We start from the raw sequence: 19,899 nt of genomic DNA on the forward strand, positions 1-19,899 counted from the left end.
GACGCCTTCATCGACCAGTTCCGCAGCCTGCTGGGCGCCGGAGCCGACACCGACCTGCGCATCATGATCCCCATGGTCGCGAGCGTCGACGAACTGCACGCCTGCCGACGCCTCCTTGAGGCAGCAGCCACCGACACCGACGCGACGCCGCAGGAAGCGATTCGAGGGCTCGCGTTGGGCCTGTTCGACGCGATCGACGCCCACCCATGGGTCGGCACGCAGCTCGCCCGGCGCCCTCGCAGTCGCCGTGCTCCAAGTCTTCGAAGGCATCGGTCGCCAGGTCCAGGCACTTCAAGTGCCAGAAGCCGCCCAGTTCACCGCGGCGTCCGCGTTGATGAGCTACATCCTCGGAGTGGCGGGCCAGAATGCCGCCAACGCCCGAGTGCACCAGCCGCACACGAACGGACCGAGTTCCTCGATGCCGTGGCGACCGCATGGGCAGAACTCGATCCCGACCAGTACGCGTTCACCCGAAGTGTCGCCGAACAACTGCGCAAGCACGACGACCGAACAGAGTTCCTCGCCGGCATCGATCTCATCCTCACGGGAATTGCCGCCCGCCAGTAGCGGACCGGCCACGCAGTGCGGTGGCGCACATGCTGCCACCGCACCGCACCGCACCGCATCACAGCGTCGCGGTCGTCCCCTCCCCGGACGCGCTGCCCGCGAGCCACTCGTCCCAGCCCAGGTTGAAGTCGGCGTAGCCGTTGTCGGCCGGGGCCTTGGCACGGGACGAACCGGTGATGGTGACGGGGTCGCCCTGCTTGACCTGGCCGTAGAACCACTTGGCGTCCGACATTGACAGGTGGACGCAGCCGTGCGAGCCGCGGGCGCTGCCGCTGCCCGGATTGGGGTCGCCGGTCGAGTAGTGCACGTACGTGCCGGACTGGGTCAGGTGGACGTCCCAGGGCAGCGTCAGGTCGTAGTAGTTGGGGCTGCCCTTGTCGCAGCTGATGCCAACGCTGCAGGAGGTCATGTGGACCTTCTCCTGCTTGTCGATGACGGCCATCGTGCCGTTCCACGTCGGATACTGAGGGCTGCCCGCATTGATCGACAGGGTGCGCAACAGGTTGCCGTTGCGCGTCACCTTCATGGTGTGGCCGGTCACCGAGACATCCGCGCGCACGTCGTCGCCGACCTTGAAGGTGTGCGTGTACGTGCGCACGCCGTAGCGCCCGTTGCCGTTGCTGACGCCCTTCATGTCAGCGTCGATCTTCACCGTCGTACCGGAGGGCCAGTACGCCTTCGGTCGCCAGTCGGCGCGCCTGTCGCCGAACCAGTGCCAGGCGCCGGCCACCGGCTGCGAGGCGCTCACCTTCATGTGCTTCTCCACCGTGGCCCGTGCCTTTGCCGACACCGGGTTCGTGAAGATCACCGAGATCGGCATGGCCACGCCGACCGTGGTACCCGTCTGCGGGTTGATCGTCTCCAGCAGCATCGGCGGGCCCGCTGGCTTCGTCGGTGACGGAGAGGCGCTCGCACTCGGCTTGCCCGACGCCTTCGAGCCGTCGCCGCCCGCCTTGTCACTGCCGCTCGCGCCGCAGGCACTCGCGCCCACCAGCATCGCACCCGTGACCAGTGCGATCCCTATGCTGCCGTTGCGCCGTCCCACGCCCTGCCCCGCTCTCTCGTTCCTCGGCCCTGACGGGCCCGACTCTCTGTCAGACAGTGAGGGTGGGGGCCGCAGTTGCATGCGTCGCGTAAAGCGTGTCTCAAAACTCGGTGCGCACCTTCGCACCTTCGCACCGTCGCCTCGCGAGCAGGGGCACGTTGGTGCGCTCGTGCGGTCACATTCCGATGAAGCTCACGGTTTCTGCCAAGTCCGCCCGCCCGGTACGCAGCCGTGGCACGCCTTCCTTCTCGAATCCCACCGCGAGACCACAGAAGAGGACGAGCCCGTCGTCGGCACCGACCATCTGGCTGACAGTCCTGCGATACATCGTCCACATCACCTGGGGGCAGCTGTGCAGCCCTTCTGCCCTGAGCAACAGCATGACCGTCTGCAAGTACATCCCCGCATCCCCCCACTGTCCGGGCCCCATCGCCCGGTCGAGGTAGCAGAACAGTACGACCGGCGCACCGAACGCCTCCGAGTTCAAAGCAGCGATCTTTCTGGGTCGTTCGAGGTCGTCGTGCTCGATTCCCAGCGCCTTGTAGCGCTGGGCGGCCGCGGCGGAAAAGCGGTCCAGATACGGCGAGGTCAGTTCGGCCGGGTACATCGGATACTCCCGCTCATCACCCGGATCGCCCGCCAGTGCCCTGGCCGTTGCGCGCTGCTTCAGCTCGGCCAAGGGCTCGCCGGTCACGACGTACGCATGCCACGGCTGGAGGTTCCCACTCGACGGAGCCCGCGTCGCTGCGGCCAGCACTCGTTCGAGCATCTCTCTGGGCACCGGTTCGTCACTGAACGCCCGCACGGCCCGGCGACTGTCCACGGCCTCGTACACATCCACGCCTTCTCGTCCTCTCGCTCAACGTCAGGGGTTGTGAGACTGGTGCGCGAACCACTCCTGAAGTTCCCGATGTCTGAACTGAAACGCGACACCTGCTCTACGTAGTAGCCCAGCGTCATAGCTCCACGAGAGAAATGGTGAGACTCGGGTGGGAAGAATCCTCCACCCCACCAGGCGCATGGCAACATAGCGGCGGCCGGCGTAGGTGACGAGAAATGCCGTGATAATTCCTGCGAGAATGAACCAGATCGCGATTCCTGGCCATCGTGAGGGAAATCCACCCGGAAAGCGAGAGAGGTGTGGAATGGCGTACTTGTCGAGGAAGTCTGCACTTCGCTCCTCGATCACCGAGGCGAGCCCTTTGAGGGTGTAGTTGCTGGCATGAAGATTCTGGGCGTGTTCCTGCTTGAGTCGACCGGAAATTTCGATCAAGGTCCGCACGAAATCGTGCGGCAATCTTATGAACAGAGCGGCGTAGGCGCCCATCATGAACCCGATCAAGAGGTTCTGTCGAAGCTCTGCCTTGATCGGAGTCGTAGGATCCGCGACCTCGACGTTCCATTCATCCGTGAAGGCGGCATGGAACAGAGGCGTCAATGCCGCGACGAGAAGCGCCAGGATCGTGGCGCAGACAAGCAGGTCGTAGGGCTGGTATTTGATGCCTGCCGTGAAAGGGAAAGATGTCATGTTCTTGGTCAGTAAGAGTTCTGCTGCGAGAACGAGAAGGAATATCACGGCTGCAATCAGTGAAGCTTGTCGACTTCCGTATCGTTGTCGCAACTGTCTCCATGTGGCATGCTGCGGCTCGATCGTGCTGGAATCCATTGACTTGTATGCCAGGGTGATCAATCCCGCGCAGGCCAGGAGAACCCCCCAGATCGGCACGGCGATTTCAAAAATTACGCAGGCCAAGTACGCAAGAGCGATAATTGGAACGGAAACGATTACGGATTCGGCCGCGAGCGGTGCCCGGCGACCGGTGATCTTCCATAGTTCGTGCAGCCTGATGTCGGAGGTGCCTGTGTCGTTGAGATGCACTGCGATGTTCCCCAGCCAAGTGATCACTTTGCGGGGCTGGTAGGTGACTCCCTTGCTTCTTTCGTGGATGCTGGTGACAGCGTCGACGTAGCGGGCCATCAGATGGCGCCCTATGTCTTCGTCCGTCGTCTCCCAAAGCAGTTCATCGGGGTTCTTGTCGGCGCTCTCCGTGTATGCCGTCGACGCCAGGGTGAGCCGCCATGGGGTGGAGAGGGACTGGGCCAGGACGCCGTGCGGGTCGGTCGTCAGGCGCTGGATCACGCCGTGCCATTTTCCCAGGCAGTGACTGAATCTCCGGTGGAGGTAGCTTGCGGCCTGGCTCGCGGTCAGCGGCTGCACGACAACCGGCGCAACATCCAGGATGTGCACTCCGTAATTCGTCGCCAAGTCGTCGAGGAAATCCTTGCGACAGGTGACTACGAGTGGCGCACTCTGCCGTCCGATCCTGAACCTATTGATAGAAGTGATCGCGGACACGGCCCGAGTTGATTCGGTGCCTTCCGAAGACATCTCGTCGAGACCGTCCAGGATGGGCAGAATCAGGCCCATCTCGACGAGTTTCTTTGCGACGGATGAATTGACCTTGAAATCGCTGGATATCCTGCTGGAGATCCAATCGCCCAAAGCTTCGGTCCCGTACCAGTCCGACAGGGAGAATCGCACCGGTACCGCACCCTCTGCGGCCCGCTCGTCGAGCATCAGGAGAAGGAGGTCGACAGCGAGGACTGTCTTTCCTGAGCCGCCGGCACCTGTGATGAGCATCCGCCGAGGAGTCAGATTCCGATAGTACGTGTAGACGGTTTCCAGTGTTCCAGAAGGGCCCGCATTGCTGAGCCGACGGCCCATATCATGGGCCAGAACGAATTCTACGTCGATGGGGATGACATCCCCGCCGAGCCAACGTGATCGTTGTTCGCCTTCCAGCTTCCCCACTTGTGCGGCCAGGTTGTCTGCGGCACGTTTCACGCCCTCGGCACTGAGGTCCGGTCGAGCCGCAATCCGCATTTGAATCAGATTGATGACAATTGCTGCCACGCCGAGGAAGACGCTCCAGAGTGATGCAATGAGTGAGGGATCCTTCGACCCCTGCCCCACCTCGATGGTCCATACCGTCACGAACGCGAGAATGCCGATGAAGGCAGCGAGTCCCAGCCTCAACAAGAAGGATCTTGCCCCTCGCCCAGGCCCTGCTCTGAAGCTCATGGCTCGATTGAAGCCCATCACACCCTGCGCACGCAGCCAATTCTGAGATTTTGGGCGATTTGAGCTCACGACGGCCCAGAACTGCGCTCGCGCTTTTGAGAGGAGAACAGGGGGAAGCGTCGCATCAGACGTGTGTGAGAAGGCGCTCCAGTGGGCGGGGAACGCGCTCCAGGTCCAAGTGCGCGACCAGCGCCTGCGCGTAGAGCGCCTTGCGACCGCTGTGCGTGCCCATGAAGCGCCGCAGTTGGTGTTCCACGGGCCGTTCCCGCTGCGCCGGTTGACCCTGGAAGGTGTGGAAGGGGCGCATCTCGCCCTGGGCCTTGATCACCTGCTGCACGCCTTCGGCCCCGACAGCGCGGATCAACTCGTCCTCCAGGTCGGCGACGCACACATGGAATCCGAATGTCTCAAGTTCGGCGTGCGTGAGAACGGACCCGAGCCCGACCCGCTCAAGATGACGCCGGAAATGCCGCTCCTCGCCGATGTCGCAGAGGCCTGCCAGCGGGAGGCCGAGCCCCGGAGGACCGCACACGTCCAGGAAACGCCCGATGTTCGTCGCACCTCCGAGCGGCACTACCGCCACGCCCTCTGCACCGAGGTCGCGCCCGTGGCGCGCGGCCAGCGCTTCGAGCGCGACCTGATCACTGCTCCCCTCGACGAGCACGATCGTCCGCACACCGCCGCCGGCCAGCTCCCGCGCCACCGCGGCGGCCGCACCGGCCTTTGCTCCGCCGGCCGCCCACGCGACCAGCGCCTGGCGAAATCGCCTCAACTCGTCCACGAGACCTCGCTTCCCGACGGCATCCTGGCACGGCTGAGGACTCGTACGCACGCACGTTTTCCCGGCGCCGTAGCGGTCCGGGTCTGCGGATGGTCCTCGGCGACATGCCGCTGGGCCCGGACATGGAATGCAGATCCCCCAGGAGCTGGAACAGCGTCTCAGGCTCCGAGGGTCGGGCGTCGCCGCGCGACGAGGGCAGCGACGTCGTCGTCGAGTTCGCCGCCGCTGTAGGCGATCAGGTCGCGGTGGAGATGGTCGAGGAGCTGGTGGGGCGCCTCGTCGCCCCATGAGCGGATGCGGTCGGCGAGGGGATAGAACACGCCGGAGCGATCGCGGGTCTCCGTGACCCCGTCGGTGTACAGCAGGAGCTGGTCTCCGGGGTGGAAGGGCGCGAGGTCGACGTGGTATCCGTCGCTCACCATGTCGCCCAGGTTGAGCGGCGGCGAGGGAGCGGCGGGCTGCAACTCCCGGACCTGACCGCGGTGCAGCAGGAGCGGGGACGGGTGGCCGCAGGTGACGGTCCGGACGACCGGTTCATCGTCCGGGACCTCGGCGAGCAGCGCGGTGATGAAACGTTCGGCGATGTCCGAGCCCGGGACCTCCGGGTACCGCGAGGCGTTGCGGCTCACGCTCGTCTCCAGGCGGCGCGCGAGGTGGGGCAGGTCGGGCGCGTCGTGGGCGGCCTCGCGGAAGGCGCTGAGCAGCATCGCGGCCGTCTGCATGGCGAGCAGGCCCTTGCCGCGTACGTCACCGATGAGCAGTCGTACGCCGTACGGGGTGTGTATCGCCTCGTACAGGTCGCCGCCGATCCGGGCTTCCGCTGCGGCGGCCACGTAGAGGCTCTCAAGCGCGACGTGCCCGAGGTGTCGCGGTATCGGATGCAGCACTGCCAGCTGGGCGGTCTCGGCCACTGAGCGGACCTGAACCAGCTGATGGGCGCGTCGGCCCAGCAGACGGTTGAAGATGACGGCAAATGCCCCGATCGCCACGAGGGTGGCCAGCTCGGAGTAGGCGGTCGCGTCCTGGAGCGCATCGAAGTCCGCCATCAGGCCGACAAAGATGGCGCATGCGCCCACTGCGGTGAGCACGGTCCCCCACAGGGAGAGCAGCGCGGCGGCAGCGACCATGGCCGTGGCGAGGAAGGCATCCGGCCTGATCTCGCGGGGTGTCAGGAGGCCGACGACCAGGCCGATGACCAGCAGAAGGGCAGGCAGGGCGGGCAACAACCTGCCCCGCGCACCAGTGCTGCGCGGGACTTTGCGTACCTCAGGAGACCTCGCCTCCATGCCGCGCCCCAGGTCACACAGGTCGAGTGGCAGCCCAGGCCCGGAAGCCGGGACACCGATTTGGCTTATTTTATCGCCGTTCGTCTGCCGACCGGGGTTCTCGACCGCGGCCCGAGGAGGCAGTGCCGGGTGGAACAGTGCGTCCTCAGGCAGCGCCTTCTGCTCTGTGCTTGTCCGCGGGCGTGAGGTGGGCCAGGCACAGTGAGGGCTCGACGAAGGGCTCCAGCCGGTCGACGCCCAGTGGAGCGCGCACTTCCTTCAGGGCGCCGCGCATGAGGCCCAGGTGCAGGGAGCACACCACGTCGCGGTGTTCCTCCGCGATTTCCCGGAACGGGCAGTGGCGCAGCGGGACGACCGGGCCCGGCCGGTCCTGGACGGGACCGGGGGCGAAGCCGACGTCCGCGAGTACTTGGGTCAGTCGCCGGATGGCCTCCTCGGTGTCGACGCGCTGGGTGGGGGAGGGGGTGTCGGCGAGGTAGCGGCCCCATGCCTCGCCGGCGTTGACCGCGGCCTGCGCCGGTTGCGGCAGTGCCTCGGTGACGAGGCCGGTGAGCATCTGGGCCAGCAGCTGGTAGCTGCGGCGGCCTGCCGGAACCTGGGAGGAGGCGGCGGCGCGGTAGACGGTGCGGGGCCTGCCCGGCCGGCCGCGCCCCTCGGTACTGCGCTCGGCAAGCCCTTCCTTGACCAGCGTGTCGAGGTGGAACCGGGCCGTGTTGGAGTGCAGGCCCGTCTGCTCGGCGATCTCCCGTACGCCCACTGCGTCAGGCGTGGCGCGCAGTACGTCGAGCACATGGGCCCGGCTCTCGCCCACGGCGGGAGGATCGGTCGGATCATGCAACGTCTGCTCGCTCATTTCGCCAATTTTACCCAATGTGTGTCGTAGAAACGAGAGAAATCCGTCACCTGTGTCTCACCGTGTTTCTCACCGCCGGCGGATCTGCATGCCGGGGCGGCGGCGGTGGACCGTCACGTAGGCCAGGCCGTTGGGGCCAGCGGTGATGCTGCGTGTCGAGCCGTGCGGCAGCCACAGGAGCCCTCCCTCGGTCAGCGGCAGCGCACCTTTGGGGGTGTCCATCACGCCGTCGCCGGTGACGACGAGGACCAGGACGTCCAGCTCGGGCTCGGCGTGGGTGCCGATGTGCTCGCCGGCGGGCAGCCGGACCAGGTTGGCGTCGATCTGGCGGCCGGACTCGGCCAGTTTCCACAGGACGCCGGCGGATTGGGGGAGTTGGCCGGTGAGGGCTTGGACGTCGCACAGCAGGCGTGCCGCGGCCGCCTCTTCCGGCTGTCCGGCGGTCGGCGTCTCAGGCATCGTCGGGATCCTCCTCCTTCTTCTTCTGGCTGGGGCCAGTTGCCCCTGGAGCCGCCGCAATTATTACGTGCTTCTTCGTGAAAACAGCGGGTGGTAGGCGTCATCGAAAGAGAGTCGTGTTCTGTCCCTCTTCACTCCTCACCCTCAGGCGGTGGTCAAACGCTCTGCTAGCAGAGCCACTTGAGCCAGTCGGGCCGCCTCACGCCGTCCGGTGGGGCCGGGGATGTGCCGGGAAGTGGTCGTGGAGTGTTGTGCTGTGTGCGCGTCGGTGTGCCGGAAGGGCTTCGGTGGACCCTCAGGCAGGACAGGCCGTTCTCGCCTGCGGTGAGGCCGGCGGCGGACCCACGTGGTAGCCACAGCAGCGTTCCCTCGGTCAGGTGTTGGGGTCCGTCCGGGGTGGGGACGGTGGCGTTACCGGCCAGGATCAGCAGGAGAACGTCCGGGTCCTCCTCTGTGTGGGTATTCACGTGTTGCCCAGGCAGCAGGTGGGTGATGCCGGCGTCGAGTTCGCGTCCGGGCGTGGACAGTCTCCACAGTTCTCCGGCCGGTGCCGCGGCGAGGACGGTGAGGGCCCGCGTGTCGCACAGCAGACGCGGCGCGGGGGCACCCCGAGCACTGTCGGAAGGGCGACTGCCGAGGGCGTTCGTGGTGGTGGGTGCGTCAGTCATCAGGGGTGGCCCGTCCGATGCGGTGCTGGTCGAGGCTGCCGCCGTCGACGAGGGTCGTGAAACGTGCGGCCAGGACGGCGAGTTCACCGCCGGGCAGATCGGCGAGGGCGGGCAGGAGCACGGTCTGCTCAACCGCGAGGTGGGTGGTCAGGTGCGCCTCGATGCTCTGGGCGACGGCCTTCGCGCGGTGTGCGTCGTCGGTGCGGGCGAGGGTGTCGATGTCCTGGTCGAGTGCGGTCGCGGCGGTGCGCAGGGCTCGGACGAGCAGGCGGGTTTCCGGGGATCCCGCTGCCGGGGTGTACAGGGCCCGGTCGGTGGCGTTCAGGTAGCGCCGTACCGGGCCGGTGCAGAACTCGGTCAGGGTCGCCAGGGCGGCCTCCCGGGCGTCGGTGCCCAGTTCCAGTTCGGTCAGCAGCGCGACCTTCGGCCGCAGCGCGGCGAGCAGCCGCCGCTGGCCGGTGCGGATCACGGCCCGGGCCCGGATGGCCGGGTCGGCCTCGGTTGCCTGCATGAAGACCTCGGACGTCAGCGTCATGGCTCTGACCCTTCTCCCGCCTCACCCCGAACGGACGCAGTCGATTATTACATGTATTATTCGTAGAAACCTCGTGCGGGAAACCTCTGCCGAAGAGAGGAGGTGCGCCGATGACCTATGTGATCGCGCAGCCTTGTGTGGATGTGAAGGACAAGGCGTGCGTCGAGGAGTGCCCCGTGGACTGCATCTACGAGGGTGAACGGTCGCTGTACATCCACCCGGACGAATGCGTGGACTGCGGGGCGTGCGAGCCGGTCTGCCCGGTCGAGGCGATCTTCTACGAGGAGGACGTGCCGGCCGAGTGGAGTGAGTACACCCGGGCGAACGCCGAGTTCTTCGACCCTCTCGGGTCGCCCGGCGGTGCGGCCAAGCTGGGGTTGATCGAGCGTGACCATCCGCTGATCGCCGCGCTCCCGCCGCAGGGAGAGTAAGAGGGCCAGGAGCCGCCCCGCCTACCGAAGGCCGCACTACCCGCATAGCGAAGAAGGGACGCCATGTTCGTCGCCGAGATCGCCGCCTTCCCCCGCCGCCGCGCGCCCGTGCCCGGCGGCCCGACCGCGGCCGTGCTCACCACCGCGGAGACCTCCGACCAGGTCGCCGTCCTCCACGTGGAACTGGCCCCGGGCACCACCATGCCCGAACACGAGCACGGCGCCTCGCAGGTCGTGCTGATCCCCCTGGCCGGGGCCGTCGAGGTGCACCACGACGGCCGGGCCCGGACGCTGACGGCCGGTACGGCCGTCGCCCACATCGGCGTCGGCGAGCGCGTCAGCCTGGCCAACCCCGGTGCGGAGCCCGCCTCCCTCATGGTCGTGGTCTCGCCACCGGAGTTCGCGGACGGGCTGGCATCCTGGCCGCAGGCCTGATCCACCACACCCCCACAGCCGTCCTTCGACACGACAGAAAGGCACCGCATCGATGAACACCCTGTCGGCCGCGACCGCGGGCGCGGTCACCTTCCTCTGGCTCGGAATGGTGCTGGCGATCTCCTTCCTGGAGGCGCCGCTGAAGTTCCGCGCCCCCGGGGTGACCATCCCCATCGGGCTGGGTATCGGCCGTCTGGTCTTCCGTGCGCTGAACCTCGTCGAGGCCGCCCTGGCCGCCGTCGTCATCGTGGCGGTGGCCGTGGGCGGCCCCTCCGCGGCCATCGTGGCGCTCACCGCCGTCGTGGCGGTGCTGCTCACCGTGCAGTTGGGGGTGGTCCGCCCACGGTTGAACCGCAGGTCGGACCGGGTTCTTGCCGGGGAGGACCTGCCCCGCTCGCGCGGGCACGTGTACTACGTGGCCTTCGAGATCACCAAGGTCATCACCCTGACGGTGCTGGGGATCAGCCTGCTGGCGCAGTAGCCCGCCCCTCTCCCAGGGGCAGCGCGCCGCCGTGGCCTGCTTCCGACCAGGCGAGCGCGTAGTGTGACAAGGCAGGGCGACATGATGACAGTGCCCGACGGCGCCAGGAGGAAGCACCATGGCGCACAACCCGTGGCTCCAGCGGGGACGGGGCCAGGCCCGGGACGGCGTGGCCGCGCGACCGCCGCAGCGTGCCCTGGACCGGCACCAACTGCGGCACCTGCTGGACGGTGTCGTGGCCGTCAGCGTCAATCTGGATACCCGCACCGTGCTGCAACGCATCGTGGAAGCGGCCACCGACCTCCTCGCCGCGCACTACGGGGCACTGGGTGTACTCGCGGAGAACGGCAAGGTCACCGACCTGATCACCGTGGGCATCGACGACCCGCAACTGTGCGCCGCCCTGGGCCTGCCGCAAGGTCATGGCCTGCTGCACACCATGCTGGACGACCGGACGCCGTTGCGGGTGGCGGACGTGGACGGGCACCCTCGCTCGGCCGGCTTTCCGCCCCGACATCCGGTCATGCGGACTCTGCTGGGCGTTCCCCTCATGGTGCGCGGCACGCTCTACGGCGACCTCTACGTCGCCGACAAGATGGACGGCACGCCTTTCGACGACGACGACGAGGGCCTGCTGGTGGCGTTGGCAAGTGCCGCGGGCGTCAGCCTCGAAAACGCCCGCCTGTACGAGCGCCTCAAACGCGCCGCCGAGCACTTTCAGCGCCGTATGCTGCCCGTTCTTCCCGACCTGGCTCCCCTTGAGGCCGCCGCCCGTTACGAGCCCGCCTCCGAACTGCTCAGACTGGGCGGGGACTGGTACGACGCCATGATCCTGCCCGATGGCGCCACCTGTGTGGTGGTGGGCGACGTGACCGGCCACGACGTGGAGGCCGCCCCGCTGATGGGGCAGATCCGCAGCATGCTGCGGGCGATCGCCCTCGACCGCTGCGGGCCGCCCGGCCAGGTCGTGTCCCGGCTGGACCGCGCCCTGGCGATGTTCGAGGACCCGCCGACGGCCACGCTGGTGTTCGGCCGCATCGAGCGTGGAGAGGACGGGGAGTACACCTTCGGCTGGAGCAATGCCGGGCATCTGCCGCCGCTGCTGGTCGGCGCGGACGGCGGCACACGCTACCTGGCACCCACCCGGCACGGGATCCCGGTTGGCATCGATCCGTCGGTCCCCCGGTTCAGCCACGGACACCCCTTCCCGCCCGGCAACACCCTGCTGCTGTTCACCGACGGGCTGGTCGAGCGCCGCGACCAGGACATCGACACCGGACTGAGCGACCTGGCCGAACAGGCCGCCCGCCTGGCCACCTCCCCGCTGGAGGACCTGTGCGACGCTCTGATCAGCCGAAGCCCGCAGGTGTTCGACGACGACGTGGCCTTGCTCGCGCTGCGCACCCCCTCGGACAGTTCGACACGGTGACAGACAAGCGGCGACCGATGGCCGGATGGACGAGGAGGGCCCCCGCGGTGGCGCTGTGCGGGCTGGCGCTGGCCGGGCTGGGGGTGGTCGCGGCGGCATCACCGCTGTACGGACCTGAGGGGCCGCACGGCGTGGTGCGAGGTGTGGTCGTACGGCCGCGGACAACGTCGCGGGCACGATGAGTCCGCTCACCACCAACGGCGGCCTGCGGCTGGCCAAGGACCCGCGCAACGGCACGATGTACGCGCTGTACCAGCAGTCTCAGGGCATGCTCCAGCCCAACAGCGTCCTGCGGAACCAGCCGGTCAGAGTCACCTACCGGCTCAACCGGTCGGACGACGGCGGGGCGCACTGGAGGCTGAACAACGACAACGACGGCATCGTCGTGGCCACCGAGGACAGCGACCAGGGCCTCGGGTACAAGTTCGGCGGTGTGAACGCGCTGCTCGGCGGCGTGGACCACGCGGTCGTCGACCCCGGCAACGGCGACGTCTACGTCGTCTACGGGGCGGATGTGTCGGGGAACAACCAACTCAGGATCCGCCGGCTCACCGACAACGGCTCCGGCGGGCTCAATGTCGGAGCCGCGGTCGATGTCTCCGCGTCGACGAACGCGGCGCTGCCCTCGGTGGCGGTGCTCAGCGACGGAACCGTCGGGGTCCTCTACGACACCTTCGACGGCAACAACACCGCGGGCTTGCCCACTTTCACCGCGCACCTCGCCCGCAGCACCGACCACGGTGCCACCTTCACCGACACGGTGCTGCAGACCTTCGCCTCGCCGGAGCAGGACCGCACCGGCTGCAACGCCATGACGCAGCCGCCCAACCCCAACCCGCCCGACCTCGACTGCGCACGACAGCGCGTGCTCGGCGACTATCAGCAGCTAAGGCGGTCGGCCACGCCTCCTACGGCACAGTCACCGGAAACACCAATGGCGCCAACCCGACCACGACCCCGTCGATGCACGCGATGTTCTTCACCGTGCCGCAGAAGTCGCAGGCATCGCTCGCCTCGTCGGCCAACCCGTCGGTGTACGGCCGGCCGGTGACGTTCACCGCCACCGTCGCCCCGGTCCCGGACGGCGGCACGGTGAGCTTCGAGGCCGACGGCAGCGCCCTGGGCGGGCCGGTCCCGGTCAACACGACGACCGGTGAGGCGACCTCGACGGCGATCTCGACGCTGAGCCCAGGAGCACACACCGTGAACGCCGCCTACAGCGGCAACGACGACTTCCGGCCGAGCGCGGCTCCGCCTCTGATCCAGACGGTCTAGCAAGGCGCCGGTCGCCACGACGCTGTCCTCCAGTGCGAACCCGTCCGGCTTCGGCACCCCGGTGACCTTCACCGACACGGTCTGCCCGAGAGGTGCGAGCACGGACCCGGCCGCGCCACCGACCGGAACCGTCACCGTCAAGGACGGCACCACCGTGCTCGGCACACCGACCCTCACCTCGGGCGGCGGACCCCACTGCAGCCAGGTCCAGGTCACCACGTCCCACCTGCTGCCCGGCCCGCACACCACCACTGCCGACTACAGCGGCGACGCCAACTATCTGGCGGCCGGTACCGAAAGGCTCGCCCACACGGTCAGCTGCACCCGGACCATCACCGGCCAGGTCAACAGCGCGGTCATCGCGACCGGTGACAGCACCTGCATCATCGATGCCACCGTGCATGGCGCGGTCTTCGGCGGGGCGGGCGCCGCGCTGTTCATCAGCAACTCGACCATCGGGGGCGGCGTCCAGTCCTCGGGCGGCACCCTGTTCGGGATGTGCGGCAGCACGGTCGTCGGATCGGTTCAGGTCAGCCGTGCCTCGGGCTTCGTCGTCATCGGCGACCCGGGGGACGACCACTGTCCGGGCAACCACCTCCGCGGCGTTCAGCTCACCGACAACTATTCGAGCGCCGAACTCGTCGGCAATGACATCGGCGGCTCGGTGCAGGTGAACGGTACGACGGGAACCGGGCCGTTCCCGGCGGACGATCGTGCCGCCATCGTGGGCAACACCGTTGAAGGCTCGCTCTCCTGCGTCGGCAACATCCCACCGCCGACGAACCGCGGCACCCCCAACACGGTGTTGGGAAGCCGAGCGGGCCAGTGCTCGGCCCTGTGAGGACGAACCCATAGCGTCAACCGCAGAGATACAGGTGCGCCCCGACCGGTTTCCGGTCGGGGCGCACCCGTGTGCGGGGGAGTGTGGGCGGGGACGTTGCCGCACTTCGACCGGGTGCCCCGCTAGGCTCACGCCATGTCCGACAACGGTCCGGGACGCGTGGAGATCACCTATCACCCGGGGGATCCGCAGAGTTCGCAACTGCGAGTGCGGGTGGGGGACGAGGTCTCGGTCACTCTGCACGGTTCGCCGGCCTACGGCTGGACCCCCGTCGAGGCCGTCGGCAGCCCCCTGACGCTGATCGAGACGGCAGCGGTCGCGGGAACCGCCCGGGCCGCTGTGCGGGCCACCGCTCCTGGGGAGGCGGAGTTGCGTTCGGCGTCGTCGTTCCGCGGGGATCGGTTCGGGCCGCAGACCCGGCTGTGGCGACTGCACGTGCACGTCGATCCGTAGCGGGCGTCGGGTGCGGGCCACGGAACGGCAGTGAGCGTCAACTGCCGGGCCGACACAGGGGAAACCCTATGTTTTTACTGTGAGTTGACTGTACTCCGTAAATTCTCGGTTGCTTGGCGCGATACAGCCGTCACCCCTCTTGTTGCGTGACATGTCCGGTGCAAGCATCCCGGACTGCGAACACGCGCTCTATCGGCGTGAACGTCCTTCTCTCCCCACATGCCGGGGCAATCCCGGCTGCACGAAAGGATGTTCAGTGTTGCGAACCAGACCCAGACGCGGCCGCATAGCCGCGCTCACCGCGATCCTCACCGCCGTTCCCGCGCTCTGGCTCTCCGCTCCGGCGGCCCATGCGGCCCCCGAGCCCACCGCCACTCCCGCCGCGCACCGTTCGGCCGACACCGGCCCCGCCGTGCGGCACGACACTTCCCCCACCCTGCGCTCCATGGCCGCCCATGCCCGGCATCACGGCCACCACGGCAAGAAGGAGCAGGACGACGATCCCGGCGAGGAGCGGCTGCCGCACCCGCCCGCCTCTCCCATCCCCGACCCGGTCGTCCAGTCCAGCCCCGGCGGACCCTCCGCCCCCTCGACGGGCGCCAACTTCGAGGGCATCGGTGCCGGCAACTACTCGATCACCGGCGTCCCGCCGGACCCGAACGCCGCCGTCGGCGCCAGCCAGATCGTCGAGACCGTGAACACCGCCTACGCGGTGTACTCCAAGTCCGGGACCACCGTCCTCGCCCCGACCGACACCAGCACCCTGTGGTCCGGCTTCGGCGGCTCCTGCCAGAGCACCAACGACGGTGACGCGGTGGTCCGCTGGGACACCCTGGCCGGCCGCTGGGTGGTGACCCAGTTCGCGAACGTCTCCTCGGCCTCGGGCCCGTACTACGAGTGCGTGGCCGTCTCCACCGGTGCTGACGCGACAGGCAGCTACTACCGCTACTCGTTCCAGTACGCCAACTTCCCGGATTACCCGAAGCTTTCGGTGTGGCCGGATGCGTACTACATCACCTACAACATGTTCACCGCCTCCGGCAGCTTCCTGAACGCCGAGGCGTGCGCGCTCAACCGGTCCGCCATGCTGACCGGCGCGACCGCCACCCAGCAGTGCTTCACCACCTCGTCCTCCTACGGCGGTCTGCTGGGCGCGGACCTGGACGGCTCGACCGCGCCGCCGGCCGGCGAACCGGAGCTGATGGTGGGCCTGGGTACGACCAGTACCACCCTGGCGTACTGGAAGTTCCACGTCGACTGGACCACCACGTCCAACTCGACCTTCACCGGACCCTCGACGCTCACCGTCGCGTCGTACACCACCGCCTGCGGCAGCTCGGGCACCTGCGTCCCGCAAAGCGGGACCAGTACGCAACTCGACTCGCTCTCGGACCGCTTGATGTTCCGGCTGGCCTACCGCAACTTCGGCGACCATGAATCGCTGGTGGTCAACCACGCGGTCACGGCGGGCAGTTCGGTGGGCGTGCGGTGGTACGAGTTGCGGCTGTCGGGCGGCAATCCGACCGTGTACCAGCAGGGCACTTACGCCCCGGACTCCACCTACCGCTGGATGGGCTCGATCGCCGAGGACAAGGTCGGCAACATCGCGCTCGGATACTCCCAGTCCTCCTCCTCGGTGCACCCGTCGATCCGTTACACCGGGCGGCTGGCCGGCGACACCCTCGGCACGATGACGCAGGGTGAGGTCACCGCGATCACCGGCGGCGGGTCGCAGACCACGTACAGCCGCTGGGGCGACTACACCTCGATGGTCGTGGACCCGGCCGACGACTGCACGTTCTGGTACACGAACGAGTACATCCCGGCCAACGGCAACTTCAACTGGCACACCAGGCTGGCCTCGTTCACTCTTCCCAACTGCGGCTCCACGTCGACGAACGACTTCTCGGTCTCCGTCAGCCCGGCTTCCTCCAGCGTGACCGCCGGGTCGTCGGCGACCACGACGGTGTCGACGGCCGTGACGTCCGGTTCGGCGCAGTCGGTGAGCCTGTCGGCGTCCGGCCTGCCCAGTGGGGCGACCGCCACCTTCAACCCGACCTCCGTCACCGCAGGCAACTCGTCCACGCTGACCGTGGCCACGTCGTCCTCGACACCGGCGGGGACGTACAACATCACCGTCACCGGCACGGGCTCCTCGGCCACCCACACCGCCACCTACACCCTGACGGTCAGCTCCGGCAGCGGCGGCGGGATCACCAACGGCGGCTTCGAAGCGGGCAGTCTGACCGGCTGGACCTCGGTCGGCACCACCACGGTGGTGAACTCCGGGGCCCACAGCGGCACCTACGCGGCCCGGGTCGGCGGCACCTCACCGACCAACGGCGACTCGTCGATCGCCCAGACCTTCACGGCGCCGTCCGGGACCAGCACGCTCGGCTTCTCCTACAACGTGACCTGCCCGGACACGGTCACCTACGACTGGGCCAGGGCCACGCTCAAGGACAACACCACGGGCACGACCACCACGGTGCTCGCCAAGACCTGTGTGTCGTCCTCCGGCTGGATCAACAAGACCGCCTCGGTCACCGCCGGGCACAGCTACACGCTCACGCTCATCAGCCACGACGACAACTACACGGGTGACGCCACGTACACCCGCTACGACGACGTGACCGTGTCCTGACCCGCATCAGGACAGAGGTCGGTTCCCAGGCGTCGTCCTCGGGGTGGATCGCCGGGTGTCCTCCGGCGGTCCACCCCCTCTCAGGCGCCCCGCCCGGGGCGCACCCCCCTCGACGACAAGGGGTCTCCTCATGTCGCGCACCTTGTTCCGCAGATCCGTCGGCACCGCCACCACCGTCCTGGTCTCGTTGGGCGGCCTTCTGCTCGCCTCGCATCCGGCGCTCGCCGACGTCGGCAACGGTGGCTTCGAGTCCGGCAGCCTGACCGGCTGGACGAGCACAGGCACAACCTCCGTGGTCAACTCAGGCGCGCACAGCGGCACCTACGCCGCCCGCGTCGGCGGGACGACACCCACCAACGGCGACTCAGCGATCGCCCAGACCTTCACCGCGCCGACCGGCGCCACCCAGCTGTCGTTCTGGTACAGCGTCACCTGCCCGGACACGGTCACCTACGACTGGGCCACGGCCACCCTCACCGACACCACCGCCGGCACGACGACGACCGTGCTGGCCAAGACGTGCACCAGCGGCCAGGGCTGGCAGCAGGCCGCGCCGTCCGTGGTCGCCGGGCACAGCTACACCCTCAAACTCGTCAGCCACGACGACAACTACACCGGCGACGCCACCTACACGCTCTACGACGACATCGCCTTCACCACCGCCACCCCGCCGCCCGGCCTGACCCAGGTCAGCACCGACCCCTTCACCAACACCTCCAGCCAGCACGCCACCGAACTCGAACCCGACACCTTCGCGTACGGCAACACGGTCGTCGCCTCCTCCCAGGTCGGCCGGTTCACCGACGGCGGTGGCTCCGACATCGGCTGGAACACCTCCACCGACGGCGGCACCACCTGGCAGCACGGCATGCTCCCCGGCATCACCACCTACCAGGGCGGCAGTTGGGCCCGCGTGTCCGACCCCGCGGTCGCCTACGACGCCAAGCACGGCACCTGGATGGTCGCGGGGCTGGTCATCGACTCCAACGTCAACGGCGCGGGCGTGACCGTCAGCCGCTCCACCAACGGCACGACCTGGCAGAACCCCGTCATGGCGGTCGGCAACGACGGCCAGGGCTACGACAAGGAATGGATCGTCTGCGACGACACGACCTCCAGCCCGTACTACGGCACCTGCTACATCGAGGTCGACCTCACGTCCTCCGGAAACCGCGTCGTCATGAGCCGTTCCACCGACGGCGGCGCCACCTGGTCGGCTCCAGTGTCCCCGTCCGGGAATCCCAGCGGGCTCGGCGGCCAGCCGCTGGTCCAGCCGAACGGCACCGTCGTGGTGCCCTACTCCGCCAACGGCTCCTCCGTGCGAGCCTTCAACTCGACCAACGGCGGCTCCAGCTGGTCCTCCAGCACGCTGATCGCCAACGTCTCCAGCCACGGGGTGGCCGGGAACCTGCGCGACGGTGAAGGACTGCCGTCCGCCGAGATCGACGGATCCGGGAAGATCTACGTCGCCTGGCAGGACTGCCGCTTCCGCTCCGGCTGCCCGGCCAACGACATCGTCTACGCCACGTCGACCAACGGAACCAGCTGGTCGTCGGTGACCCGCGTCCCGATCGACGCCACCACCAGCGGCGTCGACCACTTCATCCCCGGCATCGGCATCGATCCCGCCACCTCCGGCAGCACGGCGAAGATCGGCCTCTACTACTACTTCTACCCGACGGCCAACTGCACCGCATCCACCTGCCGGCTGGAGGTCGGCTACCTCTCCTCCGCCAACGGCGGCAGCACCTGGAGCACGCCGGCCACCGTCGCCGGACCCATGTCCCTCTCCCAGATCGCCGACTCCACCCAGGGCCGTATGGTCGGCGACTACCTGTCCACCTCCGTCATCGGCGGCAGGGCGGTATCCGTATTCGCCGTGGGCAAGACCCCGACCAACGGGCAAGCCTTCGACGAGGCCCTCTACACCGCCGGCCCGCTCACCGTCACCGGCGGCAGCACACCGTCCACGACCCACGGCGCCGCGGCCGTTGCGGCACCGCACGGGTCCGCCGGCTCGGGGCCCCTGCCCCTCCGCCGTTGATCTCTGCACCGTCCACTCAAGGTGCAAACAATCCGGGGCCCGGGCGGCGTACCGTCTCCGCCCGGCCCCGGGCCACGTCCGCACAGGAACCGATCGGCAGCGTGGGAAGTCCAAGCCTTTTGACTTCCTCCCCCGCCTAAAGGCGGGGGATTCCAGCGGTCGCCCGCTGGGTTTCCTGTTTCACCGACGACCGCCCCGTCCGGGAGGACTCCCGTTGAGGTCTTACACCGTCTCCACAGGCAGACGCCGCCAGCCCGGCGGCCAGGATGTTGCGTGCCGCGTTCACGTCGCGGTCATGCACGGCACCGCACGCGCACGTCCACGCACGGACGTTCAGCGGCAGCTTCCCGCGGACCGTGCCACAGGTTCCGCACAGCTTGCTGCTGGGGAAGAAGCGGTCGATCACGACGAGTTCGCGCCCGTACCAGGCGCACTTGTACTCCAGCATGGAGCGGAGTTCCGTCCAGGCCGCGTCCGAGATGGCGCGCGCGAGCTTGCCGTTCTTCAGCAGGTTGCGGACGGTCAGGTCCTCGATCACGACCGTTTGGTTCTCACGGACGAGACGAGTCGACAGCTTGTGCAGGAAGTCA

General features: G+C 68.0%; 19 protein-coding genes and 1 pseudogene. 11 read left to right on the plus strand and 9 right to left on the minus strand.

Annotated elements, in window-relative coordinates:
- The first annotated feature begins 9 nt into the window (after positions 1 to 9).
- Positions 10 to 567: pseudogene (locus AB0I54_RS46490) on the plus strand (TetR/AcrR family transcriptional regulator C-terminal domain-containing protein).
- Positions 568 to 625: 58 nt separating this feature from the next.
- Here the strand turns inward: AB0I54_RS46490 and AB0I54_RS46495 are convergent.
- From AB0I54_RS46495 to AB0I54_RS46530, 8 genes are all read right to left on the minus strand, one after another.
- Complete coding sequence (locus AB0I54_RS46495) at positions 626 to 1,612, minus strand: L,D-transpeptidase (protein WP_363302456.1); 987 nt, start codon at positions 1,610 to 1,612, stop codon at positions 626 to 628.
- Positions 1,613 to 1,787: 175 nt separating this feature from the next.
- Positions 1,788 to 2,453, minus strand: a complete 666-nt coding sequence (locus tag AB0I54_RS46500) for a nitroreductase (protein WP_363302457.1) — start codon at positions 2,451 to 2,453, stop codon at positions 1,788 to 1,790.
- A 24-nt stretch (positions 2,454 to 2,477) separates the two neighbouring features.
- Positions 2,478 to 4,694, minus strand: a complete 2,217-nt coding sequence (locus AB0I54_RS46505; RefSeq protein ID WP_363302458.1) for an NACHT domain-containing protein — start codon at positions 4,692 to 4,694, stop codon at positions 2,478 to 2,480.
- 124 nt (positions 4,695 to 4,818) lie between these two features.
- Positions 4,819 to 5,475, minus strand: a complete 657-nt coding sequence (locus AB0I54_RS46510; RefSeq protein WP_363302459.1) for an ATP-dependent endonuclease — start codon at positions 5,473 to 5,475, stop codon at positions 4,819 to 4,821.
- Positions 5,476 to 5,633: 158 nt separating this feature from the next.
- Positions 5,634 to 6,698: a PP2C family protein-serine/threonine phosphatase gene (locus AB0I54_RS46515; protein ID WP_363302460.1), complete on the minus strand. Its 1,065-nt coding sequence runs from the start codon at positions 6,696 to 6,698 to the stop codon at positions 5,634 to 5,636.
- A 208-nt stretch (positions 6,699 to 6,906) separates the two neighbouring features.
- Positions 6,907 to 7,614: a helix-turn-helix domain-containing protein gene (locus tag AB0I54_RS46520; RefSeq protein ID WP_363302461.1), complete on the minus strand. Its 708-nt coding sequence runs from the start codon at positions 7,612 to 7,614 to the stop codon at positions 6,907 to 6,909.
- Positions 7,615 to 7,683: 69 nt separating this feature from the next.
- Positions 7,684 to 8,073 carry a hypothetical protein gene (locus AB0I54_RS46525; protein WP_363302462.1) on the minus strand — a complete coding sequence of 130 codons (390 nt, stop codon included), beginning with the start codon at positions 8,071 to 8,073 and terminating at the stop codon, positions 7,684 to 7,686.
- Between the two features lie 660 nt (positions 8,074 to 8,733).
- Positions 8,734 to 9,276, minus strand: coding sequence for a hypothetical protein (locus AB0I54_RS46530; protein ID WP_363302463.1), 543 nt, complete (start codon positions 9,274 to 9,276; stop codon positions 8,734 to 8,736).
- Between the two features lie 110 nt (positions 9,277 to 9,386).
- On the opposite strand from AB0I54_RS46530, the gene fdxA reads away from it, so the two are divergent.
- The 10 genes from fdxA (at position 9,387) to AB0I54_RS46580 (ending at position 19,309) form a co-directional block, all read left to right on the plus strand.
- On the plus strand, positions 9,387 to 9,707 hold the full coding sequence (gene fdxA, locus AB0I54_RS46535) for a ferredoxin (protein WP_363302464.1): 321 nt from the start codon (positions 9,387 to 9,389) through the stop codon (positions 9,705 to 9,707).
- Positions 9,708 to 9,770: 63 nt separating this feature from the next.
- On the plus strand, positions 9,771 to 10,142 hold the full coding sequence (locus tag AB0I54_RS46540) for a cupin domain-containing protein (RefSeq protein ID WP_363302465.1): 372 nt from the start codon (positions 9,771 to 9,773) through the stop codon (positions 10,140 to 10,142).
- A gap of 52 nt (positions 10,143 to 10,194) precedes the next feature.
- Entirely contained in the window at positions 10,195 to 10,623 is a 429-nt protein-coding gene (locus AB0I54_RS46545) for a hypothetical protein (protein WP_363302466.1), read from the plus strand.
- A gap of 118 nt (positions 10,624 to 10,741) precedes the next feature.
- Positions 10,742 to 12,052 carry a GAF domain-containing SpoIIE family protein phosphatase gene (locus tag AB0I54_RS46550; RefSeq protein ID WP_363302467.1) on the plus strand — a complete coding sequence of 437 codons (1,311 nt, stop codon included), beginning with the start codon at positions 10,742 to 10,744 and terminating at the stop codon, positions 12,050 to 12,052.
- A gap of 178 nt (positions 12,053 to 12,230) precedes the next feature.
- Positions 12,231 to 13,103 (plus strand): sialidase family protein, encoded by an 873-nt coding sequence (locus tag AB0I54_RS46555; protein WP_363302468.1) that lies wholly within the window; start codon positions 12,231 to 12,233, stop codon positions 13,101 to 13,103.
- The gene (locus AB0I54_RS46560) at positions 13,100 to 13,327 is read left to right on the plus strand and encodes an Ig-like domain-containing protein (RefSeq protein WP_363302469.1); all 228 of its coding nucleotides are present in this window, start codon (positions 13,100 to 13,102) and stop codon (positions 13,325 to 13,327) included. Before AB0I54_RS46555 ends, AB0I54_RS46560 begins: the two co-directional genes overlap by 4 nt.
- Before the next feature lie 22 nt (positions 13,328 to 13,349).
- Positions 13,350 to 14,168, plus strand: coding sequence for an Ig-like domain-containing protein (locus tag AB0I54_RS46565; protein ID WP_363302475.1), 819 nt, complete (start codon positions 13,350 to 13,352; stop codon positions 14,166 to 14,168).
- Positions 14,169 to 14,303: 135 nt separating this feature from the next.
- A complete protein-coding gene (locus tag AB0I54_RS46570) occupies positions 14,304 to 14,621 on the plus strand; it encodes a hypothetical protein (protein ID WP_363302471.1) in 318 nt (105 codons plus the stop codon).
- A 259-nt stretch (positions 14,622 to 14,880) separates the two neighbouring features.
- Complete coding sequence (locus AB0I54_RS46575; RefSeq protein WP_363302472.1) at positions 14,881 to 17,265, plus strand: hypothetical protein; 2,385 nt, start codon at positions 14,881 to 14,883, stop codon at positions 17,263 to 17,265.
- Between the two features lie 130 nt (positions 17,266 to 17,395).
- A complete protein-coding gene (locus tag AB0I54_RS46580) occupies positions 17,396 to 19,309 on the plus strand; it encodes a hypothetical protein (protein WP_363302473.1) in 1,914 nt (637 codons plus the stop codon).
- Positions 19,310 to 19,445: 136 nt separating this feature from the next.
- Here AB0I54_RS46580 and AB0I54_RS46585 read toward each other — a convergent pair.
- A partial coding sequence (locus tag AB0I54_RS46585; RefSeq protein ID WP_363302474.1) for an RNA-guided endonuclease TnpB family protein occupies positions 19,446 to 19,899 on the minus strand: 454 nt, incomplete at its 5' end.

This window comes from Streptomyces sp. NPDC050625 (genome assembly GCF_040654755.1).
GTDB lineage: Bacteria > Actinomycetota > Actinomycetes > Streptomycetales > Streptomycetaceae > Streptomyces.

Bases quoted from the DNA above. Each gene is read 5' to 3' on its own strand.
- AB0I54_RS46540 (WP_363302465.1), top strand. From the start codon at position 9,771: ATGTTCGTCGCCGAGATCGCCGCCTTCCCCCGCCGCCGCGCGCCCGTG.
- AB0I54_RS46580 (WP_363302473.1), top strand. From the start codon at position 17,396: ATGTCGCGCACCTTGTTCCGCAGATCCGTCGGCACCGCCACCACCGTC.
- AB0I54_RS46545 (WP_363302466.1), top strand. From the start codon at position 10,195: ATGAACACCCTGTCGGCCGCGACCGCGGGCGCGGTCACCTTCCTCTGG.
- AB0I54_RS46550 (WP_363302467.1), top strand. From the start codon at position 10,742: ATGGCGCACAACCCGTGGCTCCAGCGGGGACGGGGCCAGGCCCGGGAC.
- AB0I54_RS46525 (WP_363302462.1), bottom strand. From the start codon at position 8,073: ATGCCTGAGACGCCGACCGCCGGACAGCCGGAAGAGGCGGCCGCGGCA.
- fdxA (WP_363302464.1), top strand. From the start codon at position 9,387: ATGACCTATGTGATCGCGCAGCCTTGTGTGGATGTGAAGGACAAGGCG.
- AB0I54_RS46520 (WP_363302461.1), bottom strand. From the start codon at position 7,614: ATGAGCGAGCAGACGTTGCATGATCCGACCGATCCTCCCGCCGTGGGC.
- AB0I54_RS46530 (WP_363302463.1), bottom strand. From the start codon at position 9,276: ATGACGCTGACGTCCGAGGTCTTCATGCAGGCAACCGAGGCCGACCCG.
- AB0I54_RS46505 (WP_363302458.1), bottom strand. From the start codon at position 4,694: ATGAGCTTCAGAGCAGGGCCTGGGCGAGGGGCAAGATCCTTCTTGTTG.
- AB0I54_RS46555 (WP_363302468.1), top strand. From the start codon at position 12,231: ATGAGTCCGCTCACCACCAACGGCGGCCTGCGGCTGGCCAAGGACCCG.
- AB0I54_RS46570 (WP_363302471.1), top strand. From the start codon at position 14,304: ATGTCCGACAACGGTCCGGGACGCGTGGAGATCACCTATCACCCGGGG.